The sequence below is a fragment of the Sphingobium phenoxybenzoativorans genome, assembly GCF_018286635.1.
Lineage (GTDB): Bacteria > Pseudomonadota > Alphaproteobacteria > Sphingomonadales > Sphingomonadaceae > Sphingobium > Sphingobium phenoxybenzoativorans.
Genome location: NZ_CP073910.1, coordinates 751,051 through 774,380, shown reverse-complemented (window position 1 = coordinate 774,380; position 23,330 = coordinate 751,051). Strand labels below are relative to the sequence as shown.

At 64.3% G+C, this 23,330-nt stretch carries 25 protein-coding genes; 15 read left to right on the top strand and 10 right to left on the bottom strand.

Features of this window, described 5'->3' with window-relative positions; translation table 11 throughout:
* Positions 1-24: 24 nt before the first annotated feature.
* The 7 genes from KFK14_RS03830 to KFK14_RS03800 all read right to left on the bottom strand — a co-directional run bounded on the left by KFK14_RS03830 (position 25) and on the right by KFK14_RS03800 (position 4,614).
* Positions 25-216, bottom strand: a complete 192-nt coding sequence (locus tag KFK14_RS03830; protein WP_070157565.1) for a YezD family protein — start codon at positions 214-216, stop codon at positions 25-27.
* A gap of 168 nt (positions 217-384) precedes the next feature.
* A complete protein-coding gene (locus KFK14_RS03825; protein ID WP_212609933.1) occupies positions 385-1,047 on the bottom strand; it encodes an RBBP9/YdeN family alpha/beta hydrolase in 663 nt (220 codons plus the stop codon).
* A 182-nt stretch (positions 1,048-1,229) separates the two neighbouring features.
* Positions 1,230-1,643, bottom strand: coding sequence for an RrF2 family transcriptional regulator (locus KFK14_RS03820; protein WP_212609932.1), 414 nt, complete (start codon positions 1,641-1,643; stop codon positions 1,230-1,232).
* Positions 1,644-1,697: 54 nt separating this feature from the next.
* Positions 1,698-2,717 (bottom strand): glycerophosphodiester phosphodiesterase, encoded by a 1,020-nt coding sequence (locus tag KFK14_RS03815; RefSeq protein ID WP_212611025.1) that lies wholly within the window; start codon positions 2,715-2,717, stop codon positions 1,698-1,700.
* A 124-nt stretch (positions 2,718-2,841) separates the two neighbouring features.
* Positions 2,842-3,195: an ArsC family reductase gene (locus KFK14_RS03810; protein WP_212609931.1), complete on the bottom strand. Its 354-nt coding sequence runs from the start codon at positions 3,193-3,195 to the stop codon at positions 2,842-2,844.
* Positions 3,196-3,611: 416 nt separating this feature from the next.
* Positions 3,612-3,989, bottom strand: a complete 378-nt coding sequence (locus KFK14_RS03805) for a hypothetical protein (protein ID WP_212609930.1) — start codon at positions 3,987-3,989, stop codon at positions 3,612-3,614.
* Positions 3,990-4,230: 241 nt separating this feature from the next.
* Positions 4,231-4,614: a RidA family protein gene (locus KFK14_RS03800; RefSeq protein ID WP_070157570.1), complete on the bottom strand. Its 384-nt coding sequence runs from the start codon at positions 4,612-4,614 to the stop codon at positions 4,231-4,233.
* A 119-nt stretch (positions 4,615-4,733) separates the two neighbouring features.
* Here KFK14_RS03800 and KFK14_RS03795 point away from each other — a divergent pair, with 119 nt between their 5' ends.
* The 6 genes from KFK14_RS03795 to tgt all read left to right on the top strand — a co-directional run bounded on the left by KFK14_RS03795 (position 4,734) and on the right by tgt (position 11,145).
* Positions 4,734-5,570, top strand: a complete 837-nt coding sequence (locus tag KFK14_RS03795; protein ID WP_343227786.1) for an SDR family NAD(P)-dependent oxidoreductase — start codon at positions 4,734-4,736, stop codon at positions 5,568-5,570.
* Positions 5,571-5,638: 68 nt separating this feature from the next.
* Positions 5,639-6,277, top strand: coding sequence for a hypothetical protein (locus KFK14_RS03790; RefSeq protein WP_212609929.1), 639 nt, complete (start codon positions 5,639-5,641; stop codon positions 6,275-6,277).
* 47 nt (positions 6,278-6,324) lie between these two features.
* The gene (locus KFK14_RS03785) at positions 6,325-7,245 is read left to right on the top strand and encodes a bifunctional helix-turn-helix transcriptional regulator/GNAT family N-acetyltransferase (protein ID WP_212609928.1); all 921 of its coding nucleotides are present in this window, start codon (positions 6,325-6,327) and stop codon (positions 7,243-7,245) included.
* 126 nt (positions 7,246-7,371) lie between these two features.
* Positions 7,372-9,387: a putative bifunctional diguanylate cyclase/phosphodiesterase gene (locus tag KFK14_RS03780; RefSeq protein ID WP_083277056.1), complete on the top strand. Its 2,016-nt coding sequence runs from the start codon at positions 7,372-7,374 to the stop codon at positions 9,385-9,387.
* Positions 9,388-9,466: 79 nt separating this feature from the next.
* Complete coding sequence (locus KFK14_RS03775; protein ID WP_246524857.1) at positions 9,467-9,961, top strand: EF-hand domain-containing protein; 495 nt, start codon at positions 9,467-9,469, stop codon at positions 9,959-9,961.
* 47 nt (positions 9,962-10,008) lie between these two features.
* Positions 10,009-11,145, top strand: a complete 1,137-nt coding sequence (tgt, locus tag KFK14_RS03770; protein ID WP_212609927.1) for a tRNA guanosine(34) transglycosylase Tgt — start codon at positions 10,009-10,011, stop codon at positions 11,143-11,145.
* 5 nt (positions 11,146-11,150) lie between these two features.
* Here tgt and KFK14_RS03765 read toward each other — a convergent pair whose 3' ends face one another.
* Positions 11,151-12,722, bottom strand: a complete 1,572-nt coding sequence (locus KFK14_RS03765) for a sensor histidine kinase (RefSeq protein ID WP_246524855.1) — start codon at positions 12,720-12,722, stop codon at positions 11,151-11,153.
* A 19-nt stretch (positions 12,723-12,741) separates the two neighbouring features.
* Complete coding sequence (locus KFK14_RS03760; protein ID WP_246524853.1) at positions 12,742-13,014, bottom strand: NepR family anti-sigma factor; 273 nt, start codon at positions 13,012-13,014, stop codon at positions 12,742-12,744.
* A 340-nt stretch (positions 13,015-13,354) separates the two neighbouring features.
* On the opposite strand from KFK14_RS03760, the gene KFK14_RS03755 reads away from it, so the two are divergent.
* The 3 genes from KFK14_RS03755 (at position 13,355) to KFK14_RS03750 (ending at position 15,115) form a co-directional block, all read left to right on the top strand.
* Entirely contained in the window at positions 13,355-14,149 is a 795-nt protein-coding gene (locus KFK14_RS03755) for a response regulator (RefSeq protein WP_212609926.1), read from the top strand.
* Between the two features lie 68 nt (positions 14,150-14,217).
* Positions 14,218-14,349 (top strand): hypothetical protein, encoded by a 132-nt coding sequence (locus KFK14_RS24185; protein WP_281417175.1) that lies wholly within the window; start codon positions 14,218-14,220, stop codon positions 14,347-14,349.
* A 148-nt stretch (positions 14,350-14,497) separates the two neighbouring features.
* Positions 14,498-15,115 (top strand): sigma-70 family RNA polymerase sigma factor, encoded by a 618-nt coding sequence (locus tag KFK14_RS03750; protein WP_070157576.1) that lies wholly within the window; start codon positions 14,498-14,500, stop codon positions 15,113-15,115.
* A gap of 32 nt (positions 15,116-15,147) precedes the next feature.
* Here KFK14_RS03750 and KFK14_RS03745 read toward each other — a convergent pair whose 3' ends face one another.
* A complete protein-coding gene (locus KFK14_RS03745; protein WP_212609925.1) occupies positions 15,148-15,291 on the bottom strand; it encodes a hypothetical protein in 144 nt (47 codons plus the stop codon).
* Positions 15,292-15,425: 134 nt separating this feature from the next.
* Between KFK14_RS03745 and KFK14_RS03740 the strand changes: the two genes are divergently transcribed.
* From KFK14_RS03740 to KFK14_RS03715, 6 genes are all read left to right on the top strand, one after another.
* Positions 15,426-18,119, top strand: a complete 2,694-nt coding sequence (locus KFK14_RS03740; RefSeq protein WP_212609924.1) for a bifunctional [glutamine synthetase] adenylyltransferase/[glutamine synthetase]-adenylyl-L-tyrosine phosphorylase — start codon at positions 15,426-15,428, stop codon at positions 18,117-18,119.
* On the top strand, positions 18,116-18,577 hold the full coding sequence (gene bcp / locus KFK14_RS03735; protein WP_212609923.1) for a thioredoxin-dependent thiol peroxidase: 462 nt from the start codon (positions 18,116-18,118) through the stop codon (positions 18,575-18,577). The genes KFK14_RS03740 and bcp overlap by 4 nt, the downstream gene beginning before the upstream one ends.
* A gap of 19 nt (positions 18,578-18,596) precedes the next feature.
* The gene (locus KFK14_RS03730) at positions 18,597-19,409 is read left to right on the top strand and encodes a ferritin-like domain-containing protein (RefSeq protein ID WP_212609922.1); all 813 of its coding nucleotides are present in this window, start codon (positions 18,597-18,599) and stop codon (positions 19,407-19,409) included.
* 86 nt (positions 19,410-19,495) lie between these two features.
* Complete coding sequence (locus KFK14_RS03725) at positions 19,496-20,221, top strand: M23 family metallopeptidase (protein ID WP_070158215.1); 726 nt, start codon at positions 19,496-19,498, stop codon at positions 20,219-20,221.
* A gap of 93 nt (positions 20,222-20,314) precedes the next feature.
* Positions 20,315-20,641, top strand: a complete 327-nt coding sequence (gene erpA, locus KFK14_RS03720; protein ID WP_070158214.1) for an iron-sulfur cluster insertion protein ErpA — start codon at positions 20,315-20,317, stop codon at positions 20,639-20,641.
* Positions 20,642-20,997: 356 nt separating this feature from the next.
* The gene (locus tag KFK14_RS03715; RefSeq protein WP_212609921.1) at positions 20,998-23,295 is read left to right on the top strand and encodes a DNA translocase FtsK; all 2,298 of its coding nucleotides are present in this window, start codon (positions 20,998-21,000) and stop codon (positions 23,293-23,295) included.
* The last annotated feature ends 35 nt before the right edge of the window (positions 23,296-23,330 follow it).

The following is a 23,330-nucleotide window of genomic DNA, read 5'->3' as shown; positions in this document are numbered from 1 at the left end:
TGTTCTTTCCCTACTGGGCTGATCTCAATCCTTGCCGGCCGCGCCGTTGAACCGGCGCTTTTCGGTGACGTCGAGTTGCACGACGCGCGCATCATGGACGGTCAGGGTGATCGACCCGAACCGCAGCGACTCCAGCGCGGAACGCACGGCGTCGATGCTGCTGATAATGTCCGGCCGCACTGGCTGCGCCCAACGCTCGACTTCTTCAATGTTCATTCGCTTACCTCGTGCCGCACTCATATCTCAACTTTTTCGATAGACAAAAAAGCAATGCTCTACCCCCTGATAGTTTCTCTATCCCTTGAGTAGATTTATGCTTTGTAGATTTATGCCCGGTAGCTGTGCGCTTGTTACTTCAAGCCCTGCGGATGCGCGCCGGGCCGGTTACGCCTGGCCCAGCAGCGGCGCCTGACGGTCGCCCGTCACCATCGCGGCGGGCCGCAACTGCCGGGCCAGCGCCGTCTGGTCGGCGGCAAGGCCGATCAGCTTGTCCAGCAGCGATTGCCCGAACCGCCATTCGCCCAGGCCCGACTCCGCATTGATATGGCCGCTATGGCCAGCGTCGATGATCTGGCTGCCCCAATATTTGCCGATGCTGTGGGCGCGCTCGTAGAAGATGTACGGATCGTTCCGGCTGGCGACCATGATCGACGGGAAGGGCAGCGTCGCTTTCGGCACCGGGCCAAAACCGCCGATCGTTTCTGGCGTTTCCATCCGGTCGCAGTCGGGCGGCGCGACCAGCAGCGCGCCGACCACCGGCCAGCCATAGGCCTGGCTCTGCAGCGCGCCCCACCAGGCGACGGCAAGGCAACCCAGGCTGTGCGCCGCCAGCACGATCGGGCCGTTGACCGCGCGGATCGCAGAGTCCAGCCGGTTGACCCACGCATTGCGGTTGGGGCTGGCCCAGCTACCCAGGTCAACCCGTTCGCAATCGCCGCGCTTCTGTTCCCAGATGGTCTGCCAATGGCCGGGGCCGCTGTTGTTGAGGCCGGGAATGGTCAGCACCACCGGCTGGCGCGCGTCGCTCGCATGTCCGAATCGATCCATGTCCTGCTCCTCAAAAGCTTTGGCGGGAGCCTTCGATATAATTCTATAATTTTAATAGACAATAGGCGGGCGACGAAATGTGGCAAAATATGGGCAGCCGGAATGGCCCCGCTTACATCGTTGAATTCAGGTTAATATCCGCCGTTTCGCAAAGCGATATACCGTCGCGTTCCCCGTTGCATTTATACGGCGAACTGCTCCGCCAGGCTGATCCCGTCCAGCACCTTGGCCATTTCGTCCCGCACCCGCAGCATCACGCGATGCAGGCGGCATTCTTCTTCCGGCAGGCAGTTTTTGCAGGTTTCGTGGGCGAACCGGCTGGCGCAGGGCACCAGCGCCAGCGACCCGCGCGTCAACCGCACGATATCGCCATAGCTGATGTCGATCGGCGACAGCGCCAGCCAATATCCCCCGTCCCTGCCGCGCTGCGTGGCGACCAGCCCCTCGCGCGACAGCTCGGACAGGATAACCGTCAGGAATTTGGACGGGATATTCTGCTTTTCGGCAATCTCGGTCAGGGGGACCGGACCCTGCGCATAATGATCGGCCAGATGCTGGAGAGCGCGGATGGCGTAACGGGTCTTTTGCGACAACATCGCCGGACATTCGGCGCAACCGCGACGAAATTCAAGCGGGTTGGTTGGGAAATATCAGGGTTGGAGGGCCGCCCGCGCCAGTCCCGGAAAATCGCTGAACAATCCGTCCACGCCCGTCGCCGCAACGGCCCGCACCGCCCCTGCGAAATCGCCATGCGCGGCGGGGTCGTCGCCCTTCTGGAACGCTTTGGGCAGGAACATGTTTTCCGCCCGTAACGTCCAGGGATGCACCTGCAGCCCGGCCGCATGCGCCGACGCCACCAGCCCGCTGTCCGCCCCGTCCGGCCCGATCACCATGTCGAAGCTTGGCCCGATGCCGTCGGCATAGCCGGCGACCGCCTTCAGCCCCTCCGGCGTCATCATGTCGGCATAGGCGATGCCCGCCATGTCCGGCGGCCCGCCCTGCGACGCGACAAGCTGGATCAGGCGCAGCCGGGTCTTGCCGCGCAGCAGCTTCAGATTGCCGACTTCGAAGGACTGGATGAATACCGGATCGTCGGGCGCGCCATAGCCATATTTCTCCAGCATCGCGAGCAGCGGCGCTTCATGCGGCAGGCCGATGGAGGCGAAATAGGTCGGGTGCTTCGTCTCCGGGTAAATGCCGATCCGGCGGCCGGTTTCCGCTTCCCGCGCCTTGGCCAGCTTGATCACCTCCTCGAACGTCGGGATCTGGTACAGCCCGTCGAACCGCTTGTTCGCCGTCCGCACCTGCGCCAGCCGCTCCTTCGCGCGCAGCGTCCGCAGTTCGGCCAGGGTGAAATCCTCGGTGAACCAGCCGGCAATATCCTCACCGTCGATCTTTTTGGTCGTCCTGCGGCTGGCGAATTCGGGATGGTCGGCGACATCGGTCGTGCCGGAAATCTCATTCTCATGCCGCACCACCAGCACGCCGTCCTTCGTCAGAACCAGATCAGGCTCGATGAAGTCGGCCCCCTGATCGATGGCCCGGTCGTAAGCGGCCAGCGTATGCTCCGGCCGTTCGCCGCTGTCCCCGCGATGGGCGATGATGATCGGATCGGCCATGGCGGCTCCCGGAACGGCAAGAAGGGCGGCGGCGACCAACGCCTTGAGCATCGGCAGCGCCTTGAACATATGTGGGGCTTTGAACATCGGTCCTCCTGCCCCGGCGCTAGGCGCGCCGCATGACGGCAATATTACTGGTCGGATTATTCCTGCCCAACCTCTACTGCCCCAGCCCCTACTGCTTGGCGAATGCCTCAATATAGACGTCCGGCTTGAACCCGACGATCCGCTTTTCGCCTAGGTCGAGCACCGGCCGCTTGATCATCGACGGATTGGCCAGCATCAGCGCCACCGCCTTGTCCGCGTCGATCCCCTGCTTGTCCGCGTCGGGCAGCGCCCGGAACGTGGTGCCCGCCCGGTTCAGGATCGTTTCCCAGCCATGCTCGGCCACCCATGCGCGCAACTTCCCCTCATCCGCGCCGGAAGCCTTATAGTCATGGAAGGCATATTCGACCCCGTGCGTCTCCAGCCAGGTCCGCGCCTTCTTGATCGTGTCGCAGTTCTTAATTCCGAACATGGTTAACGACATTACTCTATCCTGTTTTCAATCGAGTAGTTGGGTCTGAGCTAATCCACCCTAGAAAATAGCGACATGCTTCATCTTCCGAGGAAAAATCGCGACGCCCAGTCTCCAAACCTCGCTCGCTGTAGTAAGTCACCCAACGATCTGGTTCGCCGGCCAAAGCCGATCTACGAAGCTGGATGACGTAAGTCTCTGGTCGCCCGTCAAAGCTATAGGCCCGAGGATTGATTTTCTCGGTTTCCAGAGATTCCGAAAGCTGCTGAATATCCATAAATCAAGCCCACTTAAGGAGCGATTTATCTACAACCATTACGGTATTGCTCGCAGTTTTTAATTCCGAAAACCGTAATGCTCACTCGCCGCTCCACCTTAAGCCCATAGCGCCCTCGTAGCCCAGAACAGTCTGCGATCAAATCGGCGCGTCAAACCTCCCGCCCGCCAATCTCACCAGCCGAGCCAGCAACATCCGTGATCTGACGGGAGCGAAAGAGGAGCATGTCGATGTCATCGACAATGTTTTCAATTTCATCGAGTGACAGAACCCAAGGTGCTGCGGCATCTTGAAGATACTGCGTCCGCTGCGCCATGCTCATCGACCACCACCCATTTTGGACGCTGTTATCGAATACGCCCTTGGCAATCTGCCATAAGTCCTGCCGATTGAAGGCCGAACCTGATGACCAATGCCCACCTTCCAGTGATCGACAAAGTTCACGTATCAGTTCGGCCAAGCGTTCATGAAAGAGCATCTCAGGGTCAAGGCGCTCTCCAAACTTCGCCTTTATGAGCAGCGTCAGCATTATGCTCGCGCAGCCGTTCAGTTCGATTGTGTCCGTCGCTGGATCATATGTTGGAAACGGGGTCATAGGCACCTGTGGTTGCCTTTGGGCGGGCAGTCGCAAGGCTGTTTTCTGCCACTCACTATAGTGTGACCGGCCTTGGTAGGCCATGTCTCAGAAACGCCCGAGCGACGGAGCGGCTTTTGTGTCTACGTGCGAAACAGATTGCGCACAATTCTTGATGCCATGGTGATGGGCATGGTCAATCCTTCCGCAGCGCGGTCACTTCTATCTCTATCTTCATTTCGGGTTTGATGAGGCCGGACACAAGGCAGGTCGCCGCAGGACGGATGCCGCCGAACGTGCCGCCCAGCACCGGGCCGATCTGATCCCAATAGGCCGGGTCAGTGATATAATAGGTCGCGCGCACCACATCCTCGAAGGAAAAGCCCGCCTGCTCCAGCGCCTTGCCGATCACCTTCAGCGCATTGGCCGCCTGATCCGCGACGCTGTCGGGCATCGCCTTCGTTTCCGGGTCATAGCCGGTGGTTCCGGCGACGAAGCACCAGTCGCCCTGAACGACGGCGCGGGAATATCCGACCTGCGCCTCGAAAGGCGAGCCGGAGGAAATCAGCGTGCGGGTCACAATCGCTATCCTTGAAAAGAGTGGCCCGGATGCCGGTCCGGGCGGGTCAGGTTTTTGATTCGGCAAATGCCGGGCGGCCATAGCATGGCTGGACAGGCAGCCAAGACGCTATCGCCCGGATGCCATTTCTTGCCCGCATCAGGCGGCTGGCCTCGACACCCGCCGGGCGCTATGCCCGCGCGATGACACGCTTTGCCAACCAGTCCGCGCTTATCACTGGCGCAGCATCGGGCATCGGCCTTGCCTGCGCGCACCGGCTGGCCGGAGAGGGCGTGTCGCGCCTGGTGCTGGCGGACATTGACGCCGCCGGGCTGAACGCCGCCTGCGCCGCGCTCGACCGGCCGGGCCTCGCCCTCGAAATGCTGTGCGGGGATGCAGGCGACCCTGCATATTGGGAAGGGACCGGCGCGGCGCTGCAGGGCGTCACCCTTGGCGTCGTCAACGCCGGGATCGCCGACAATGGCGCGATAGCCGACATGCCGTTCGACCGCTGGCGCAGGGTAATGGCGGTCAATCTGGACGGCGCATTCCTGACGCTGCAGGCGTTGATGGCGTCGATGACCGCGGCGGGCAAGGGCGGCGCGATCGTCCTCACCGCATCGGTATCGGGGATCAAGGCGGAGCCGGGAACGGCGGCCTATGGCGCATCGAAGGCCGCCATGCTGCAATTGATGCGCGTCGCCGCGAAGGAGGGTGCGCCGCATCGCATCCGCGTGAACGCCATCGCGCCCGGCGGCGTCGAAACGCCGATCTGGGGCAAGACGCCTTTCTTCGCCGATCTTGTGCAACAGACGGGCAGCGAGACCGCCGCCTATGCGGCGCTGGGCGGGGGCACGCCGCTCGGCCGGTTCGGCACGGCGGATGAGGCGGCGGCGCAGATCGCTTTCCTGCTGTCGGCCGACGCCGCGATGATAACCGGCGCGGCGCTGGTCAGCGACGGCGGCTACAGCCTTTGATACGCACCGGCTTTGGCGCGCGGCGGGCGTGGTTGAAATCTGGTGCCGCCTATGCTTTGCATCATCGCATGACCCGCTCTCCTTCCATCCGCCTGGCCCTGCCGCTGGCGCTTTCCTTCTCCCTGATGATCGCCGCCTGCGGCCGCCAGGAACCCGTGGGCGACCTGCCCTCGTCGGAAGATCTGGCGGAGGCGGCCAACGCCGCCGCGGCCGAAGCGGCGCAGAATGTCAGCCGGGACGAGACGGAGGCGGAGGACAACCGCAATTATGTGAACAATGCGCGCGGCTTCTCGATCACCTTGCCCGAAGGCTGGGTCCGCGACGCCGCCGCCAGCAACGAGAATGGCGTTGTCTCCGAAGATCCGGGCGCTGGCGCCGACATCCGCATATTCTGGTCGCAGAATGCCGGCGACAAGGATCTGCAGCAAGTCGTCGAGGGCATGACGCAGGGATCGGAAGCCGTCGACGGCGACTTCATCGGGACCAACGAATATCGCGGCACCGCCAATGACGGGGAAGGCAACAGCGTCGCCGTCCGCCTGATCCGCAAGCCTGACGGATCGCTGATCACCGCAACCTTCGTATTCCCCGAAATGTTGAGCGAACAATATCTCGCCATCGGCCAGAGGACGCTCGACAGCCTGCGCGTTTTCACGGCTTCGCCCCCAGCCGGGGAAGCCCCGGCGGACAACGCCACGGAAGGCTGATCGCAAATAGTTGACAAAATCAACTAATTTGCCCTAGCCGGTGTGGCATGGCCGACACCGTTGCATTCCTCCGCGCATTTAATCGCTTTCACACCCGTTTTTCCGGCGCTCTGCAGCCCAGTTATATGGAAAGCGGCATGGGCCTGACGGCGGCCCGCATGCTGTACGAAATCGCCCAGGGCGGCACGGCGGACGATGGCGGCGTGCTGGCGATGGAGTTGCAGAGCCGGCTCGACATTGATTCCGGCTACGCCAGCCGGATATTGCGCGGTTTCGAAAAACAGGGTTGGATCGTGCGCGGGCGGGGCGCCGATGCCCGCCGCCGCCCGATCCGGCTGACGGAGGAAGGCCAAGCCGCTTTCGACGCGCTGGACGTGCGGACGCGGGCGCACACCGAAGCGCGCATCGCGGGCCTGGACGACGCCGCGCGAAAGCGCCTGGCGGACGCGCTCGCGACCGCGCGCCAATTGCTCGGCGATCCGGTCGACGACCCCTGGCATATCCGCACGGCGGAACCGGGCGATCTGGCGCTGGTCGCATCGCGGCAGACCGTCCTTTACGACCGCGATTATGGCTGGGGGCGGCCGATGGAGGTGCTGCAGAGCGAAGTCACCACCGCCTTCCTCAGCGCGTTCAAGCCGGGGCGGGAGCAATGCTGGGTGGCGGACCGGCATGGCCGGATGCTGGGCGCGGTGATGATTGTGGACGCTGGCGACGGCGTGGCGCAACTGCGCCTGCTGCATGTAGAGCCTGACGCGCGCGGCATGGGCATTGGCGGCGCGCTGGTCGACCAGTGCATCGCCTTCGCGCGGGAGAAGGGCTATTCCAGGATGCGGCTATGGACGCACACCATATTGGAGGGCGCGCGCCGCATCTATCAGCGGGCGGGTTTTTCGATCGTCAGCGTGGAATATCACGATCATTTCGGCGAACCCATTCAGGGGGAAATTTGGGAAATGGCCCTCTGACGGCTATTCTCTCGCTATCTCATCAGCTTACTGATTTTTCGGCATAGAACCGAATTGGGTCGAATTGGTCGCGCCGGACGCCGGAAAGCGACGATCTATTAACCAGATGAAAAGACGCGCTGGGGCATGACCGGTCAAACGGCGGAGGCAGCCCGGTTGCGGGACTTTTTGAAAGATTTCTGGAAAAGATTGGCGGGACAGGGGCAGCCGGATCGCGGCGCCGGCTGGAATCCCGTCGATACCTATCGCCCGGCCGCCCTGCTCATGTCCGCCAGCACGCTTGCGGCCGCCGGTCTGTGCATCGGCATCGCCCTGCTCGCGGCGGACATGCCGATCGCCATTCTGGCGTCGCTTGCCGCGCTGGTCGCCTGCACCCGGCTGATGGCCGCCACATTGTTCCACAGGCGGCTGGGCACCGACGAGACCGAGAGTTCCCGGAAATGGGAGCAGATGCATGAGGCTGGGTCATGGTCCTGCGCCGTGCTTGCCGGACTTCTCGCCTGCACGACCCTCCTGCGTTCGCCGGATACTGTCCTCCATTTGCTCTCCATTGCGCTGGCGACAAGCTATGCGGGCGGCATCTCCGGCCGCAATGCGGGCCGCGTATCGACCACGATCGGCCAGTCGGTGCTGGTCCTCGCCCCCACCGCCGCCGGCCTGTGGCTGACCGGAGAGACGGGCTATCGCCTGCTCGCCATCGTGTTTGCGGTGATGATGTTCGGCGTTGCGGAGATCAGCGCCACCACGCAGCGCCTGATCGTCGAGTCACTGCGCGGACAGCGGGACAAGGCGCAACTGGCGGTCAAATATGAACGGCTTGCGCGTTATGACAGCCTGACCGGCGTCGAGAACCGGATGGCGATGCAGATGCGGCTGCGCGACATCTTCGAACGCAACCGGAAACCGCAGGATGCCGTCGCGATCCTGTGGATGGACCTCGACCGGTTCAAGGAGATCAACGACACGCTGGGGCATATGGTCGGCGACCAGTTGCTTTGCGCCGTGTCGGAAAAACTGGCCGAGGCGCTGGACGGGCGCGGTCATGTCGCGCGCTTCGGCGGCGACGAGTTCGTCCTGATCTGTCCGGAGACCGGCCGCGAAACCGCCCGCGCCATCGCCGCCGATGTGATGGATCATTTCCAGCACAGCTTTGAGGTATCCGGCCATAATCTGAATATCACCGCCTCCATCGGCATCGCCATCGGCCCGCAGGACGGGCGCGACATGGACGAGCTGATGCAGCATGCGGACGTCGCCCTCTATGAAGCCAAGCGCGACGGCCGCAACCGCGCGGTCATCTTCACCTGGTCGATGAAGGAAGTGTTCAACCGCATCCATGAGGTGGAGAACGGTCTGCGCCAGGCGATCGAGAAAGGCGAACTGGCGCTGCATTTCCAGCCGATCTTCGATCTGGCGACCGGCAATATCGTGACCTGCGAGGCGCTGATGCGCTGGGAGCATCCGCGCCTGGGCCGGGTGCCGCCTTCCGAATTCATCCCGGCGGCAGAACGCATCGGCATCATCGAACAGCTCAGCATATGGGCGCTGCGCGAAGCCTGCACAGCCGCCGCCGAGTGGCCGAGCGATGTGCGCGTCGCGGTCAATATCTCGCCTGCATCGCTGACCTCCGGCGAGCTGCCCCGCACCGTCATCGCCACGCTGCTGGAGACCGGCCTGCCCGCGCGACGGCTGGAACTGGAAGTCACGGAATCGCTGTTCCTGGAGGATAACCGGCACACCAGCCAGATGCTCCGGGAACTCCAGCTTATCGGCCTGAAGCTCGTCCTCGACGATTTCGGCACCGGCTATTCCTCGCTCAGCTATCTTCGCTCCTACAGCTTCGACACGATCAAGGTCGACCAGAGCTTCATGGCGGCCATCGGCAACAGCCGCGAGGATCAGGCGATCATCCAGGCCGTCAGCCATATCGCCAAGACGCTGGATATGGAGACGGTCGCCGAGGGGATCGAGACCGAGGATCAGCTCCGCCATGCGCGGGAGGCCGGGTTCAACAGCGGCCAGGGCTTCCTGCTCTGCCCGCCACAGCCGCGCGACCGCATGTCGGAAGTGCTGGCCGCCGGGACCGGCATGCCGGACGCCCTGGCGCCCGCGCGCCCCGCCGCACGCCGCCGCCGCGCATAAGGCCCATCAATTTTTCAGACATTGCGGCGCTGCCCGGCTATGCAGAGCCTCGCCTTTGCGTCCGGGGAATTAGCTGAACATGCGTTATCCGATCATCCTGCTCCTGATGCTCAATCTGGCTTCGGCCGGTCTCGCCAAAAAACCCGCTCCCGCGCCGCCGCCGACCCGCCCGACAATCACCACCTCTCCCGTCGCGCTGATGATCGCGGCGCTCGACAGCGATGACGACCTGCGCGTGACGCGGGCGGAATTTGATGCGGGGGTGAAGCGGTCCTTCGATGACGCAGCCAAGGGCAAGGGCGAAATCTCCCCTATCGATCTGGATCTCTGGGGCGCGCGATGGCTCGGCAGCAGCGGCGCCCTGCCCGGCCTGCTCGATTTCGATACGGACGGCGACAACCGGATAAGCCGGGAAGAATTTACCGCCCGCTTCGCGATGATCTTCGCGGGCTTCGATAAAAATAGCGACGGCGTGCTGGACCGTTCCGAACTCATCAACATCGGCAGGCCCCAGTCCGAACCGGGCGGCAGGCCCGGCGCGCGGCCGGGCGGCAACGGCGCGCCCCCGCGCTGACCAGCCCCGGCTAGGCATGGCGGGCGAAAGCCAGTAAGGGCCGCGCCATGACTGAACGTCCCCGTTTTTCCTTCACCATCGCCGCCACCGACGGCAAGGCGCGCACCGGCGTCATCGCCATGAAGCGCGGCGACATCCGCACGCCCGCCTTCATGCCGGTCGGCACCGCCGCCACTGTCAAGGCGATGCGCCCGGCGGAGGTTCGCGCGGCGGGCGCGGACATCATCCTGGGCAACACCTATCATCTGATGCTGCGGCCCGGCGCGGAGCGGATCGACCGGCTGGGCGGGCTGCATGGCTTCATGGGCTGGGACCGGCCCATACTGACCGACAGCGGCGGCTACCAGGTGATGAGCCTGTCCGCCCTCACCAAGATGAGCGAGGAGGGCGTCGCCTTCGCCAGCCATATCGACGGGTCGCGCCATATGCTGACGCCGGAACGGTCGATGGAGATCCAGCGCCTGCTCGGCTCCGACATTGTGATGGCGTTCGACGAATGCACGAAGAACGGCGCCACGCGCGACGAGGCGGCAACATCGATGGAGCGGTCGATGCGCTGGGCGAAGCGGTCGCGCGACGGCTTTGACGCCGGGCATGCCCATGCCGCCCGGTCGGCGCTGTTCGGCATCCAGCAGGGATCGCTGGACGAGGAATTGCGGCGGCAGTCAGCGCAGCAGCTTATCGACATCGGCTTTGACGGCTATGCGGTCGGCGGCCTCGCGGTCGGCGAGGGGCAGGAGGCGATGTTTGCCACGCTTGACTTCGCGCCCGGCCAGCTTCCAGCGGACAAGCCCCGCTATCTGATGGGCGTGGGCAAGCCCGACGATATTGTCGGCGCGGTCGAACGCGGCATCGACATGTTCGACTGCGTGCTGCCCACCCGTTCAGGCCGCAACGGTCAGGCCTTCACCTGGAACGGCCCGATCAACATCCGCAACGCGAAATTTGCCGAGGACCCGGCGCCCATCGATGCGGCCTGCGGCTGCCCAGCCTGCACGACATGGAGCCGGGCCTATCTCCATCACCTCGTCAAGGCGGGGGAAATATTGGGCGCGATGCTGATGACGGAACATAATATCCATTTCTACCAGCAGTTGATGCAGCGGCTGCGCGACGCCATCGCTGCCGGTACGCTCACCGCCTTCGCGAACCAGTTCCGGGCGGATTATTATCGCAAAGGCTGATGGGTTCAGCCGTTGACCATGATGTCGATGGCGTAGCTTCCGTCATTCTCGTCATAGAGCAGCGGCGCGCGAAGCTGCCGCGACAGGCCGGTCAGAATACGGCCGAAGCGCGCCTCCAGATAGGCATGCATGCGGGGAGAGGCGCGGTATGCCGCCGATGCGATGAGCAGCGTCGCATGCCCCGCCTCCTCCGCCGAATGCACCGATATCCGCACGGTCGATCCGGGATCGGTCAGCATCGCCAGTTCGACCAGCTCGGTAATCAGGAAGGCGACGGGAACGGCGACGTCCTGCGTGACATAAAGCTGATCGCTGTCCACCAGCAGGGAGGCGTTCCCCGCCCCGGACGGAGCGGTCGCGCGCAGGCTGGCGCACAGTTCGCTCACCAGCGCGCGGACGCCAACGCCCTTATTCTCCTCCAGCTCCGCATAATGGTTGCGGTGCACCACTGACAGCGCATCGACCCGGCGCTGGATGGAGGCATAGGCGTCGACCGCTTCCGGTGCCTCGGCAGAGCGCGAATGGAGGTTGATAAGGCTGGCGATGATCTGCAGGTTGTTCTTGACCCGATGATGGACTTCGCGGGTCAGGCGGCGCTGGCGTTCCAGGCTGTCGGCCATCTCCGCCTCATGGGTGGCGACATCCTCGCTGATTTCGCGGAAGGTGTTACCAAGGTCGGCAATCTCCAGCGCGGGAGTTCGCATCCGCTTCAGCGGCTCCATCACCTCGCCGGGGCGATAGGCGGCCACAGCACGCCGCAGCGTGACCAGCGGCCGGATAAGCAGCCGGTTCACCACAAACCAGCCGATCGCCGCCGCCGCGAACCACATGACCAGTGGCAGGAATAGCGAAAGCGCGCGCGCCAGCGTAACCGGCGGGTCGCGCACGACCATGGTGAGGGTGATGTCGGTGGGCGGCAGCGGCGCAGACACGCTGTCAACGGAACGCCCCTGCACGGCCAGCACGCCGCCAATGTCCATCCGCTTCTTTCCCTGCTGCAGCAAGGTATGGCGGTTTTGCAGGGAGGACGCCGGATCGGTCACCTGATCCAGATAGGCCCGGTCATAGAAGGTCAGAGCGACGAGGCGCTTGTCGTTGCTGAGCGTGCGGATCATCAGCAGGCCGCGATGCGGGATCAGCTCCGCCGCCGCCGGATCGAACCGGCGCTCCGGGGGGATGCCGTCCCGCCATCCGTCATAGGAGCCGCATATCCGCCTGCCGTCGCGCATATATACGGCAAAGCGGGTGTCGGACGACGCGCGGGACCGCAGGAAGGAATCCGCCCTGTGGCACATGTCCGGATCGCCCCTGCCGACGGCGAAGGTGTTGATCGCCAGCTTGAGCGCGGTCTGGTCCGACATAAGTTCGGCGCCCAGCTTCCGCGCGCTCTGCGTGGCCGCGATCCGCAGCAGCGCCTTCTTCTCCACATCCGCCGCCCGGATCGACTGCAGCGACGCGACCAGCGCCACGACGCCCAGCGGCAGCAGGGCCAGCGTCAGCAGCACAAACATCTTGAAACCGGTGGATCGGAAAAAATCGAAGCTGGAGCCTCGCAGGGGCGTGTCCGCTTGAGGCATTACGCCTATGTCCCGCCCGTCAGTCGAGTTTGCTCAGAAGATCGAGCATCTCGGCTGGAATCGCCTCGTCCACTGCCTTTTGATATACAGACCGCAGGACATTGCCGACGGCGCTATCGCTATTGGAAGCTTCGGTTTTGGGAGAAGGGGTTTTCGGAGCGGTCTTGGCGCTTTTGGGGGGGTTTTTCGGACGCGCGGATTGGGCCGGCGCAGCGCCGGATGCAGCGTTTCCGTCCCGGCCGCCGGGCGCGCCCTCCTCGACGATATTGTCCGGCCGCATATCAGAAACCAAAATTTGCCCCTCTTGCCGTCCCGCTACATTCGTACACGGTCTAATTGCCGTAACGCACCAAGACGTCAATCCGTCGTCACGTGCATCATTCCACGCTCAGTTAAAAAAACCGAACGACCGTGAAACAATTTTCTTCCTCGATGGTTCCATTGTCGTTCGAATTTTCCTTGTCTTGCTGACGGCTAGGGAAAGGGGCGAACATCGGGGTCGCGGGTTGGGCTTGCCAAGAGGGGTGTTCACCCTTCATCCTGCATCCGGTTCAAAACCCGGCGGCAATCCAATGCCGTTGGGAAGCATTATTCGGCCCGCCGTTGCGCGGGTCAGGGAGAAGTACCGCTTTATGTCGCTCGGCCAGCAGTTGCACCCGCACCTCCCCTTCCTCCGGCGCTATGCCCGCGCGTTGACCGGTAGTCAGGCCCATGGCGACACCTATGTCCGCGCCACGCTGGAAGCCATTGTCGCCGCGCCCGATGAATTTCCCCGCGATGTCGATCCCCGGCTTGGCCTTTACCGGACCTTCCACGCCATATGGTCATCCTCGCACCTGGAGGATTCGCCGGGTGCGGCATCCACTGGCGCGCGGGAGACGATCGCCAACGCTAGGCTGTCGCGCATCACGCCGCTGTCGCGTCAGGCGCTGCTGCTGACCGCGATGGAGGGGTTCAGCGACGAGGACGCCGCCTATCTGGTGGATGTCGGTCCGGCCGATATCGAATCCCTGGTCAACGAAGCGCTGAAAGCGATCGAGGAGCAGACCCGCGCCAAGGTCCTGATCATCGAGGATGAGCCGATCATCGCGATGGACATCGAAACCATCGTGCGCGACCTGGGCCATGACGTCACGGCCATCGCCGTGACCCGCGACGAAGCGGTGCGGGAAGCCAGGGCCGAACGCCCCGGCCTGGTTCTGGCCGATATCCAGCTTGCCGACGATTCCAGCGGCATTGACGCGGTGAAGGACATTCTCTCCGAATTTTCGGTGCCGGTGATCTTCATCACCGCCTTCCCGGAACGGCTGCTGACCGGCGAACGGCCCGAACCGACCTTCCTGATCACCAAGCCGTTCCAGCGGTCCACGGTGAAGGCCGCCATTTCCCAGGCGCTGTTCTTTGACGAGGCCACCGCCCCTGCGTGATCGCGATAAAAGGCGGAACCACGCCCGACTCCCTGCGTTATCCTTGCGTAACGATAGGGAGACGACCGTTGCAGGAAAAAGAACAGCATATCGACACGGAAGCGGTCCGCGCCGGGAGCACGCCGCACATAGTGCGCTATGTGTTGGTCATATCCCTTGCCCTGGCGATTATCGCGATGGCTTTCGTCCTTGCAGTCTGACGATATACCCGCATCGTCCAAGCATCTTACTGGAGCTGACCTTTCCATTTATGCCAGATACAGCGTCATATCGCCGGGCAGTCACACCACGCTCCCCAGGATGCACGGCAATGCCAGCATGCGCAGCAATGTTTAGCGCGGTCCTGTCATGAGTGATGAAACCGCCATCGCGGATGCCCCGCGCGAAACGCTGTCGGACGCCGATTTCAAGCGCGAACTGGCGGCGGTCATTCCGCACCTGCGCGCCTTTGGCCGGTCGCTGTCGGGCAATCGCGACCTGGCCGACGATCTGGTGCAGGAAACGCTGCTGAAGGCATGGGCCGCGCGCCAGCGTTTCCAGGCCGGAACGAATATGCGGGCATGGACCTTCATCATCCTGCGCAACCATTATCTGTCGCAGATGCGCCGTGCGCGCTTCCGCGGCGAATGGGACGACCTGACCGCCGACCGCCTGCTCGCAGCGCCCGCCGGGCAGGACAAGCATATTGAACTCAGCGACATGCAGCGCGCCTTGCTGCAACTGCCCCAGCCCCAGCGCGAAGCGCTGATTCTGGTTGGCGCGGGCGGCTTCGCCTATGAAGAAGCCGCGGAAATCTGCGGCGTTGCGGTGGGCACCATCAAAAGCCGGGTGGCGCGCGGACGCGCCGCGCTGGAACAGATACTGGATGGCGGCGATCTGCCGTCCCGCCGCCTGCAGAAAACATCGGAAGCCGGCGCGCTGAGCGAAATCATGGATGATGTGGACAAGCTGAGCCGAGGCAATTGAGCGGTCCGCCTTGATGGAGGACCGCCCTCTATTTACAGCTTGTCCAGCCGTTGCAGCAGGCGCGCCATTTCGTTAGGCAAATCATCGCCCTTCGCAATATAGGCCGCACGCAACGCCCGGCCCACGCCCTCGTGCGCCATCGGCGGTTGCACGGCGACATAGCGAGCGGGTTCCATGCCTGCTTCCTTTCCCTGCGCTGTTCCGTTTGGGTGGGCCATAACCTACTGAACGAAGCCATGCGGCAAAAGTTTCTGGTTTTTTGGCAACTATTGCCGCCAAAATGTCCCATAAATGGCGGAGTGGAGGCCTGATGTCCTGCGAGTGGCGGAACGCACTGGAGAGAGCGGAAAACGGCTCCTCCTTCCTTGCCCGCCTGATGGCCCTGCATGAACCGGTCACGCAGGCGTTGCGATCCGCCGATGGGGAAAGCGCGTGGGCGCTGGCGCGCGCGGCGGGACAGGCGGGCGCAAATGCCGGGCAGGCCCTGCGGCTGCAGCGCGGCGCCGTAGCGCTTGTCACGGCCATTGCCGATCTGGCCGGCGCATGGGATCTGGATCTGGTCACGCGCCGCCTGTCCGACTTTGCCGACGAAGCGCTGGACACGGCCCTCGCCGCCGCCTTCGCCGAACGCTATCCGGGCGAGGAGCCGCGCGGTTTCGCCGTGATCGCGCTGGGCAAGCATGGCAGCCGGGAACTGAACTACAGCTCCGATATCGACCCCATCCTGATCTACGATCCCAGGACGCTGCCGGTGCGGGAGCGGGAGGAACCGGCGGAGGCGGCCGTCCGTCTCGCCCGGCGGATGACCGAATTGCTGACCACCCGCGACGGCGACGGTTATGTCTTTCGCGTCGACCTGCGCCTGCGCCCCTCGCCGGAGGTCACGCCGATCGCGCTGCCGGTGGAGGCGGCGATCAGCTATTATGAGACGATGGCGCTCGGCTGGGAGCAGGCGGCCTTCATCCGCGCCCGCGCCGCCGCCGGCGACCGGCCGCTGGGCGAATATTTCCTGCAGCAGATACGCCCCTTCATCTGGCGGCGGTCGCTGGATTTCGGGGCGATCGACGCCATCCTCGATATTTCCCGGCGCATCCGCGACCATTATGCCCAGGGCCAGGCGTTCGGTCCGGGATATGATCTGAAACGCGGACGCGGCGGCATAAGGGAGGTGGAATTTTTCGCGCAGGTCCACCAGCTCATCCATGGCGGCCGCAATCCCCATCTGCGCGCCGGGGCAACGCGCGAGGCGCTGGCTGCCCTGTCGGACGCGGGCATTATCGAGGCCGATGTCGCGCATCATCTGGACGACGCCTATGTCATGCTGCGCACGGTCGAGCACCGGCTGCAGATGGTCGATGACCTCCAGACCCATGAACTGCCCGCCAATCCCGGAAGCATAGACAATGTGGCGCGCCTTCAAGGCCTGCCTGATGGCGCGGCGCTGCTCGATCTTCTCCGCCCGCATGTCGAATGGGTGGGCGCGAATTATGACCGACTGACCCGCGAGGATGGGGAGGACCGGCTGCCGCACGACGGCGAGGGGCTGAGGGCGGCGCTATCCGCCATGGGCTTTGCGGAGGCCGACCCGCCCGTCGCGCGCATCACGCGCTGGCGCGACGGATCGGTCCGCGCGCTGCGCAGCGCGCCCGCGCGCGAGGCGCTGGAGGAGGTGCTGCCCGGCCTGATGGCGGCGCTGGCCAAGGCCCCCGACAGCGCCACTGCGCTCAACCGGCTCGACGACCTGATCGGCCGCCTGCCCAGCGCGATCAATTTCTTCAAACTGCTCGCCGCCCGCCCGGCGCTGACCCAGACGCTTGCCGAAATCCTGAGCCATGCCCCGGCGCTGGCCGATGCGCTGGGCGCGCGCGCCGAGCTGCTGGACGGGCTGATCGACGCCACCGCCTTCGATCCCGTGCCGCAGGTCGATGTCCTCGCCCGGCAATTCGCCGCGCTCGACAGCGGGGAGGATTATCAGGTCTTGCTGGATCGCGTGCGGCAGCGGGTCGGGGACAAGCGGTTCGCGCTCGGCGCGCAGATCGTGCGCGGGACCGCCGATCCGCTGGAGGTAGCCGCCGGCTATTCCCGCGTCGCGGAGGCAGCGATCGAGGCGCTCGCCAGCGCCACCATCACCGAATTTGAGGAGGCGCACGGCAAGGTTCCCGGTGGAGAGCTTGTGATACTGGCCCTCGGCCGTCTGGGCGGCGGGGCGCTGACCCACGCCTCCGACCTTGATCTCATCTATCTGTTCACCGGAGACTTCGCCGCGGAATCGGACGGGCGGAAATCCTTGGGCGCGACCCAATATTTCAACCGGCTGGCGCAACGGATCGGCAATGCGCTGTCCGTCCCCACGGCATCCGGGCCGCTTTATGAAGTGGACACCCGCCTGCGGCCATCGGGCGCGCAGGGCCTGCTCGCCGTCAGCTTCGACAGCTTCGCCCGCTATCAGAAAGAGGAAGCATGGGCGTGGGAGCATCTGGCGCTCACCCGCGCCCGCCCCGTTTTCGGCCCGGAGGAAGCACGCCGCAAGCTGGAGGGCATCATCGCCGATGTTCTGCATATGCCGCGCGACATCGACCGCCTGACCCGCGAGGCGGTGAAGATGCGCGGCGACATCGCCAAACACAAACCGCCCGCCGGCCCGCTGGACGCAAAGCTGGCCGAGGGCGGCCTGGTCGATCTGGAGTTCCTGACGCATGTCACCCAGTTCCGCCACGATATGGGCTTTGTCCCGCAACTGGGCAAAGCGCTGCAATTGCTGGCCGATGCCGGGCATCTCCCCGCCGACCTGCTGCCCGCGCATGACCTGATCACCCGTTTCCTGATCGTATCGCGCCTCGTGTCGCCCAAATCGACGGAGCCGCCCGCGGCGTCGCAGGCGCTGGTCGCGCGGGCGTGTGGCGAGGAGGACTGGCAGGCGCTGCTTGCAAGCTATGACGCCGCACGGCAAAGCATCGCGGCGCGCTGGGGCGACATCGCCACGGCCTATGGAGACGAAGCATGATCAAGGAAGGGGACAAGGCGCCCGGCGCATCGCTGGAGGATATGGACGGTGCACCTTTCACGCTCGCCCAATTCGCTGGCAAGCCGCTGGTCGTCTATTTCTATCCCAAGGCGGACACGCCCGGTTGCACGAGCGAGGCGCAGGCGTTCACCGCCCTGGCGGATGACTTCGCGGCGGCGGGCGCGCCGGTGATCGGCGTGTCGAAGGACAAGCCCGCAAAGCTCAGGAAATTCACCGACAAATATGGCCTGAAGGTTCAACTCGCCTCCGATGAGAAGGGCGGCTTTTGCGAGGCATTCGGCACCTGGGTCGAAAAGAGCATGTATGGCCGCAGCTATATGGGGATTGAACGATCGACCTTCCTGATCGGCGCGGACGGCACGGTGCTTAAGGTCTGGCCCAAGGTGAAGGTCAAGGGCCATGCCGAGGATGTGCTGGCGGCGGTCAAGGCGCTTTGACGGCCTCCGCATTCTTGAGATGACCAGCCTGGCCCATGCCTGCCGCAATGTCCTGCTGACCGCCGATCCCCATGCGAAGGTCATGGCGGCGCGCGCCGCCACGCGCGACTGGCGGCTGGGACGGCTGGATCACCGGTTCGACGTCGCCATGCCGGACCGCCCCGCGCGCCCGACGCGGCCGGACCTGCTGCCGCCCAACCGCATGCCCAAACGCGGCAAGGTGGGGTCGGAACGGTCGCGCATCGCGATGCTGCATGCGCTGGCGCATATCGAATTTGTCGCGATCGACCTCGCTTATGATTGCGCTGGGCGCTTCGGCGCGGGTTTCGGCCCGGCCTTTGCGGACGACTGGATGCAGGTGGGCGCGGAGGAGGCCATGCACTTCGCCCTCCTCTCCCGCAGGCTCCGCGCGCTGGGGTCGGCCTATGGCGATCTGCCCGCCCATGACGGCCTGTGGGAAGCGGCGGAGGAGACAGCGCATGATGTGATGGCGCGGCTGGCGATCGTGCCGATGGTGCTGGAGGCGCGCGCTCTGGATATTACGCCAGCGACCGTCGAGCGCTTTTCAAAGGCGGGCGACTTAAATTCGGCCCGCATGCTCGGCCGGATCATGAAAGACGAGATTCGCCACGTCGCGGCGGGGACAAGATGGTTCGTCTCGGCGGCGAACCGTGCTGGATTCGATGCCCCGGAATATTACCAAATCCTTGTAAACCGCCATTTTCGCGGCAGCCTCAAACCTCCGTTCAACGACTCAGCGCGTAGCCAAGCCGGTTTAACGCGGGAATTCTATGCTGCGCTTGCGTCATCACGGTTAATTTGCACTCTGTGACCTACGGGGGCAGCACAAGCTGCTTATAAATAGGGTCAAGTGCCACGCTGGCTGGGTCGGCCAACGCGGTAAGAGTCGGGGTTCGCATGTCGCAAAACCATAAAAAGAACAATCGTCGCAATCATTTGTTCCAATCCGCCAAAACCTTCCTCGCCGTCGCCGCCTTTGGCGCGCTGTGCGCAGCGGCTCCCGCCCGCGCCGCGGCCGATGATGAAGACGGCCCCTATGCCGACATTAACGAGGCCGACGCTGGCGCCCTGGGCAAGGGCGACGCTGGCTTCCAGTCCATTTTCTCCAGCCTGAAGCAGATGGATGGCGGGATGCAGTCCGCTGTTTACATCCCGTCGGGCCGCCCGGTCGACAAGATGATCGGCCTGACCAGCAGCTTCGGCGTCCGCTCTGACCCGTTCAACGGCCACGCCCGCATGCATAAGGGCATCGACATTCCCGGCGCTGTCGGCACCCCGATCTACGCGACCGCCGATGGCATCGTCAGCCGCTCCGGCTGGGCCAGCGGCTATGGCAATCTCGTCGAAATCTCGCACGGCAACGGCATGCAGACCCGCTATGGCCACATGTCGAAGCTGATCGTCGAACCCAACACCCGCGTCCGTCGCGGCCAGATCATCGGCCTGATGGGCTCGACCGGCCGCTCCACTGGCAGCCACCTGCATTATGAAGTGCGCGTCGATGGCGCTGCGATCAACCCCGTGCCGTTCATGGCCGGTTCCGAATATCTGATCGCCATGAACACCAAGCCCCCGGTCGCAATGGGTGGTCCGACGCCGAAGCAGGAAAACGACGCGGACTGATCCGACTTATCAGCCGGTCTCTGGACCGGCCCATCAAAAGGCCCGGAAGCGTAACCGCTTGCCGGGCCTTTTGCTGATCCCTATCTTAGGGCCATGAGCGATATCGACCTGACTTCATCGGCTGCGGCGCGTGTCGCCTTCATCGCCACGAAAACCGGCAAGCCCGCAATCCTGCGCCTGGCGGTGGAGGGCGGCGGCTGCTCCGGTTTCCAGTACCGCTTCGGCCTCAGCGAAGGCGTGGAGGAGGACGATCTGGCCGTGGAGCGCGACGGGGTGACCCTGGTGGTGGATGCCATGAGCCTGGACCTTGTGCGCGGATCGGCGGTCGATTTCGTCGAGGATATGGGCGGATCGGCCTTCAAGGTGACGAACCCCAACGCGACGGCCGGCTGCGGCTGTGGGTCGAGTTTTTCGGTGTGATTGTCGCTTGGAGAGCAGCCAGTTTACAACAATCGTTAGCGGAAGCTCAGTTCCACCTTTATCCGTCATCCCGGCGAAAACCGGGACCCAACGCGCCTTTGGCAAATGGTTAGTGTGAGGGAAAGATGGGTCCCGGCTTTCGCCGGGATGACAAAGAGGGCCGTTCTCTCTTCAAGAAAGTGTAAGGCTTCGACAGGCTCAGCCCGAACGGATAAAAAAGGCCCCTAGTCCGCTCCCCCACCATCCCTCCACCCAAACACTGCCCCCCCATCACACTGATTCCCGCGGACTCTTGACGGGGACTCCCCGCTTGGCGCATTGTCCTAAAACGGAACATTTGGGGGACGAAGGCGATTATGGCGGCCAGCCGCGCCACGAAACGCACGCCGGACTGGCGTGATATGCTCAAACGCAGCATCATCCGCAGCGGCGCGCTGATCGGGTCGCTGGCGCTGTTCGCCTTCGCCGTGTTCCTGACGCTGGCGCTGCTCAGCTACGCGCCGAGCGACCCGTCGATGAACACGGTCGCCGCCGCGACGACCAAGAATATCATGCAGACGCCCGGCGCCTACACCGCCGATTTCCTGCTCTGGCTGTTCGGCGTCCCCGCCGCGCTGCTTATCCCGTTGATCTTCCTCAGCGCCCATCGCCTGTGGGGCGATGAGGATATGGCGGGGTGGAAGGGGCAGTTCGCCAAATGCCTGACCGGCATCGTCCTGCTCGGCATCGGCCTTGCCCTGTTCCAGCGCGAGCCGCTGGTCGGTCTGCCTGCGGGTTGGGGCGGCATTATCGGCCTGGTCGTGTCGAAGGGGATATTCAGCCTGTCTGCCGCTGCGCCTCCGGCCGGTCAGCCCTGGATCATCGGCCTGCTCGTCATGGCGGCGGTCATCACCGGCCTTGCCGTCTGGTATCGCAGCCTTGCCCTGGAAAAGCCGCTGTTCGCGCTGTTCCGCCCCACTTTGCCGCGCTTCTCCATGCCCCGCCTGAAGGTCACCGAGGCGGGCGAGGAAGTGATCGAGGAACAGGAGGCCGCGCCCCGCCGCCCCGTCTCCGCCGAGCCGAAGCCGCCCATCACCATCCAGTCGCCCAAGCCCGCCCCGGCCCAGCGCGCCATCGCGCCTGTGTCTCAGGATGACCTGTTCGGCAACAGCTCGCTGCCGTCCGCCGACCTGCTCTCCGCCCCGCCGCCGTCGCAGGGGCAGAAGATCGACCGCGCGGGCCTGGAGCGCAACGCCCGCCTGCTGGAAAGCGTGCTCGACGACTTCCATGTGAAGGGCAACATCATAGAGGTGCGCCCCGGCCCCGTCGTCACCATGTATGAGCTGGAGCCGGCGCCGGGCATCAAGGCCAGCCGCGTCATCGCGCTGGCCGACGACATCGCCCGCAACATGTCGGCCCTCTCCGCCCGCGTCGCGACCATCCCCGGCCGCACCGTCATCGGCATAGAACTGCCCAACGCCAAGCGCGATTCCGTCGTCCTGCGCGAACTCATCACCAGCGAGCAGTTCGCGGCGGAGGGCACGCTGCCCATCGTGCTGGGCAAGAATATCTCCGGCGAACCGATCATCGCCGATCTTGCCCCCATGCCCCATCTTCTGATCGCGGGCACCACCGGATCGGGCAAGTCGGTCGGCCTCAACTGCATGATCCTCTCGCTGCTCTACCGCATGACGCCGGACGAGCTGCGCCTGATCATGATCGACCCGAAGATGCTGGAGCTCAGCATCTATGACGACATCCCCCACCTCCTCTCGCCGGTCGTCACGGAGCCGCAAAAGGCGATCCGCGCGCTCAAATGGGCGGTGGAGCAGATGGAGGACCGCTATCGCATGATGGCGTCCATTTCCGTGCGCAACCTCGCCAATTATAATGAGAAGGTCCGCGCCGCGAAGGCGAAGGGCAAGCCGCTCGGCCGCCGCGTCCAGACCGGCTATGACCCGGAGAGCGGCCAGCCGGTCTATGAGGAGGAGCAGCTCGATTTCCAGCCGCTGCCGCAGATCGTGGTGGTGGTGGACGAACTGGCCGACCTGATGATGACGGCGGGCAAGGAAGTCGAATTCCTGATCCAGCGCCTCGCGCAGAAGGCGCGCGCCGCGGGCATCCACCTGATCCTTGCGACGCAGCGCCCCTCGGTCGACGTCATCACCGGCGTCATCAAGGCGAACCTGCCCACCCGCATCAGCTTCTTCGTCACCAGCAAGATCGACAGCCGCACCATCCTGGGCGAACAGGGCGCGGAACAATTGCTGGGCAAGGGCGACATGCTCTACATGGCGGGCGGCAAGGGCCTCACCCGCGTCCACGGCCCGTTCGTCAGCGATGATGAGGTGCGCGCCATCGCCGACCATTGGCGCGCGCAGGGCACGCCCGACTATATCCAGGCCGTGACCGAGGAGCCGGAGGACGGCAGCTTCGCGCTGGACGGCGTGGACCTCGGCGACGACAGCCCCGACGCGCAACTATACCGCAAGGCGTGCCAATTGGTGTTCGAAAATCAGAAGGCTTCGACAAGCTGGCTGCAACGCCAGCTCCGCGTCGGCTACAACAGCGCCGCGCGGCTGATTGAGCGAATGGAGGAAGAGGGGCTGGTCGGCGCGCCCAACCATGTGGGACGGCGCGAAGTGCTGCGCGATGAGAATGGGCAGGCGGTTTGAGGGGGTAGCGGTTCGCGGATAGTAGCCGCTCAGAC

Coding starts and splice junctions, on each gene's coding strand:
- KFK14_RS03785 (WP_212609928.1), top strand. CDS start 6,325: ATGGCCGACACCGTTGCATTCCTCCGCGCATTTAATCGCTTTCACACC.
- KFK14_RS03825 (WP_212609933.1), bottom strand. CDS start 1,047: ATGGATCGATTCGGACATGCGAGCGACGCGCGCCAGCCGGTGGTGCTG.
- KFK14_RS03830 (WP_070157565.1), bottom strand. CDS start 216: ATGAACATTGAAGAAGTCGAGCGTTGGGCGCAGCCAGTGCGGCCGGAC.
- bcp (WP_212609923.1), top strand. CDS start 18,116: ATGATCAAGGAAGGGGACAAGGCGCCCGGCGCATCGCTGGAGGATATG.
- KFK14_RS03765 (WP_246524855.1), bottom strand. CDS start 12,722: ATGCCTCAAGCGGACACGCCCCTGCGAGGCTCCAGCTTCGATTTTTTC.
- KFK14_RS03725 (WP_070158215.1), top strand. CDS start 19,496: ATGTCGCAAAACCATAAAAAGAACAATCGTCGCAATCATTTGTTCCAA.
- erpA (WP_070158214.1), top strand. CDS start 20,315: ATGAGCGATATCGACCTGACTTCATCGGCTGCGGCGCGTGTCGCCTTC.
- KFK14_RS03780 (WP_083277056.1), top strand. CDS start 7,372: ATGACCGGTCAAACGGCGGAGGCAGCCCGGTTGCGGGACTTTTTGAAA.
- KFK14_RS03810 (WP_212609931.1), bottom strand. CDS start 3,195: ATGTCGTTAACCATGTTCGGAATTAAGAACTGCGACACGATCAAGAAG.
- KFK14_RS03820 (WP_212609932.1), bottom strand. CDS start 1,643: ATGTTGTCGCAAAAGACCCGTTACGCCATCCGCGCTCTCCAGCATCTG.
- KFK14_RS03730 (WP_212609922.1), top strand. CDS start 18,597: ATGACCAGCCTGGCCCATGCCTGCCGCAATGTCCTGCTGACCGCCGAT.
- KFK14_RS03755 (WP_212609926.1), top strand. CDS start 13,355: ATGTCGCTCGGCCAGCAGTTGCACCCGCACCTCCCCTTCCTCCGGCGC.
- KFK14_RS03745 (WP_212609925.1), bottom strand. CDS start 15,291: ATGGAACCCGCTCGCTATGTCGCCGTGCAACCGCCGATGGCGCACGAG.
- KFK14_RS03795 (WP_343227786.1), top strand. CDS start 4,734: ATGCCATTTCTTGCCCGCATCAGGCGGCTGGCCTCGACACCCGCCGGG.
- KFK14_RS03715 (WP_212609921.1), top strand. CDS start 20,998: ATGGCGGCCAGCCGCGCCACGAAACGCACGCCGGACTGGCGTGATATG.
- tgt (WP_212609927.1), top strand. CDS start 10,009: ATGACTGAACGTCCCCGTTTTTCCTTCACCATCGCCGCCACCGACGGC.
- KFK14_RS03750 (WP_070157576.1), top strand. CDS start 14,498: ATGAGTGATGAAACCGCCATCGCGGATGCCCCGCGCGAAACGCTGTCG.
- KFK14_RS03805 (WP_212609930.1), bottom strand. CDS start 3,989: ATGCTGACGCTGCTCATAAAGGCGAAGTTTGGAGAGCGCCTTGACCCT.
- KFK14_RS03790 (WP_212609929.1), top strand. CDS start 5,639: ATGACCCGCTCTCCTTCCATCCGCCTGGCCCTGCCGCTGGCGCTTTCC.
- KFK14_RS03775 (WP_246524857.1), top strand. CDS start 9,467: ATGCGTTATCCGATCATCCTGCTCCTGATGCTCAATCTGGCTTCGGCC.
- KFK14_RS03740 (WP_212609924.1), top strand. CDS start 15,426: ATGTCCTGCGAGTGGCGGAACGCACTGGAGAGAGCGGAAAACGGCTCC.
- KFK14_RS03815 (WP_212611025.1), bottom strand. CDS start 2,717: ATGCTCAAGGCGTTGGTCGCCGCCGCCCTTCTTGCCGTTCCGGGAGCC.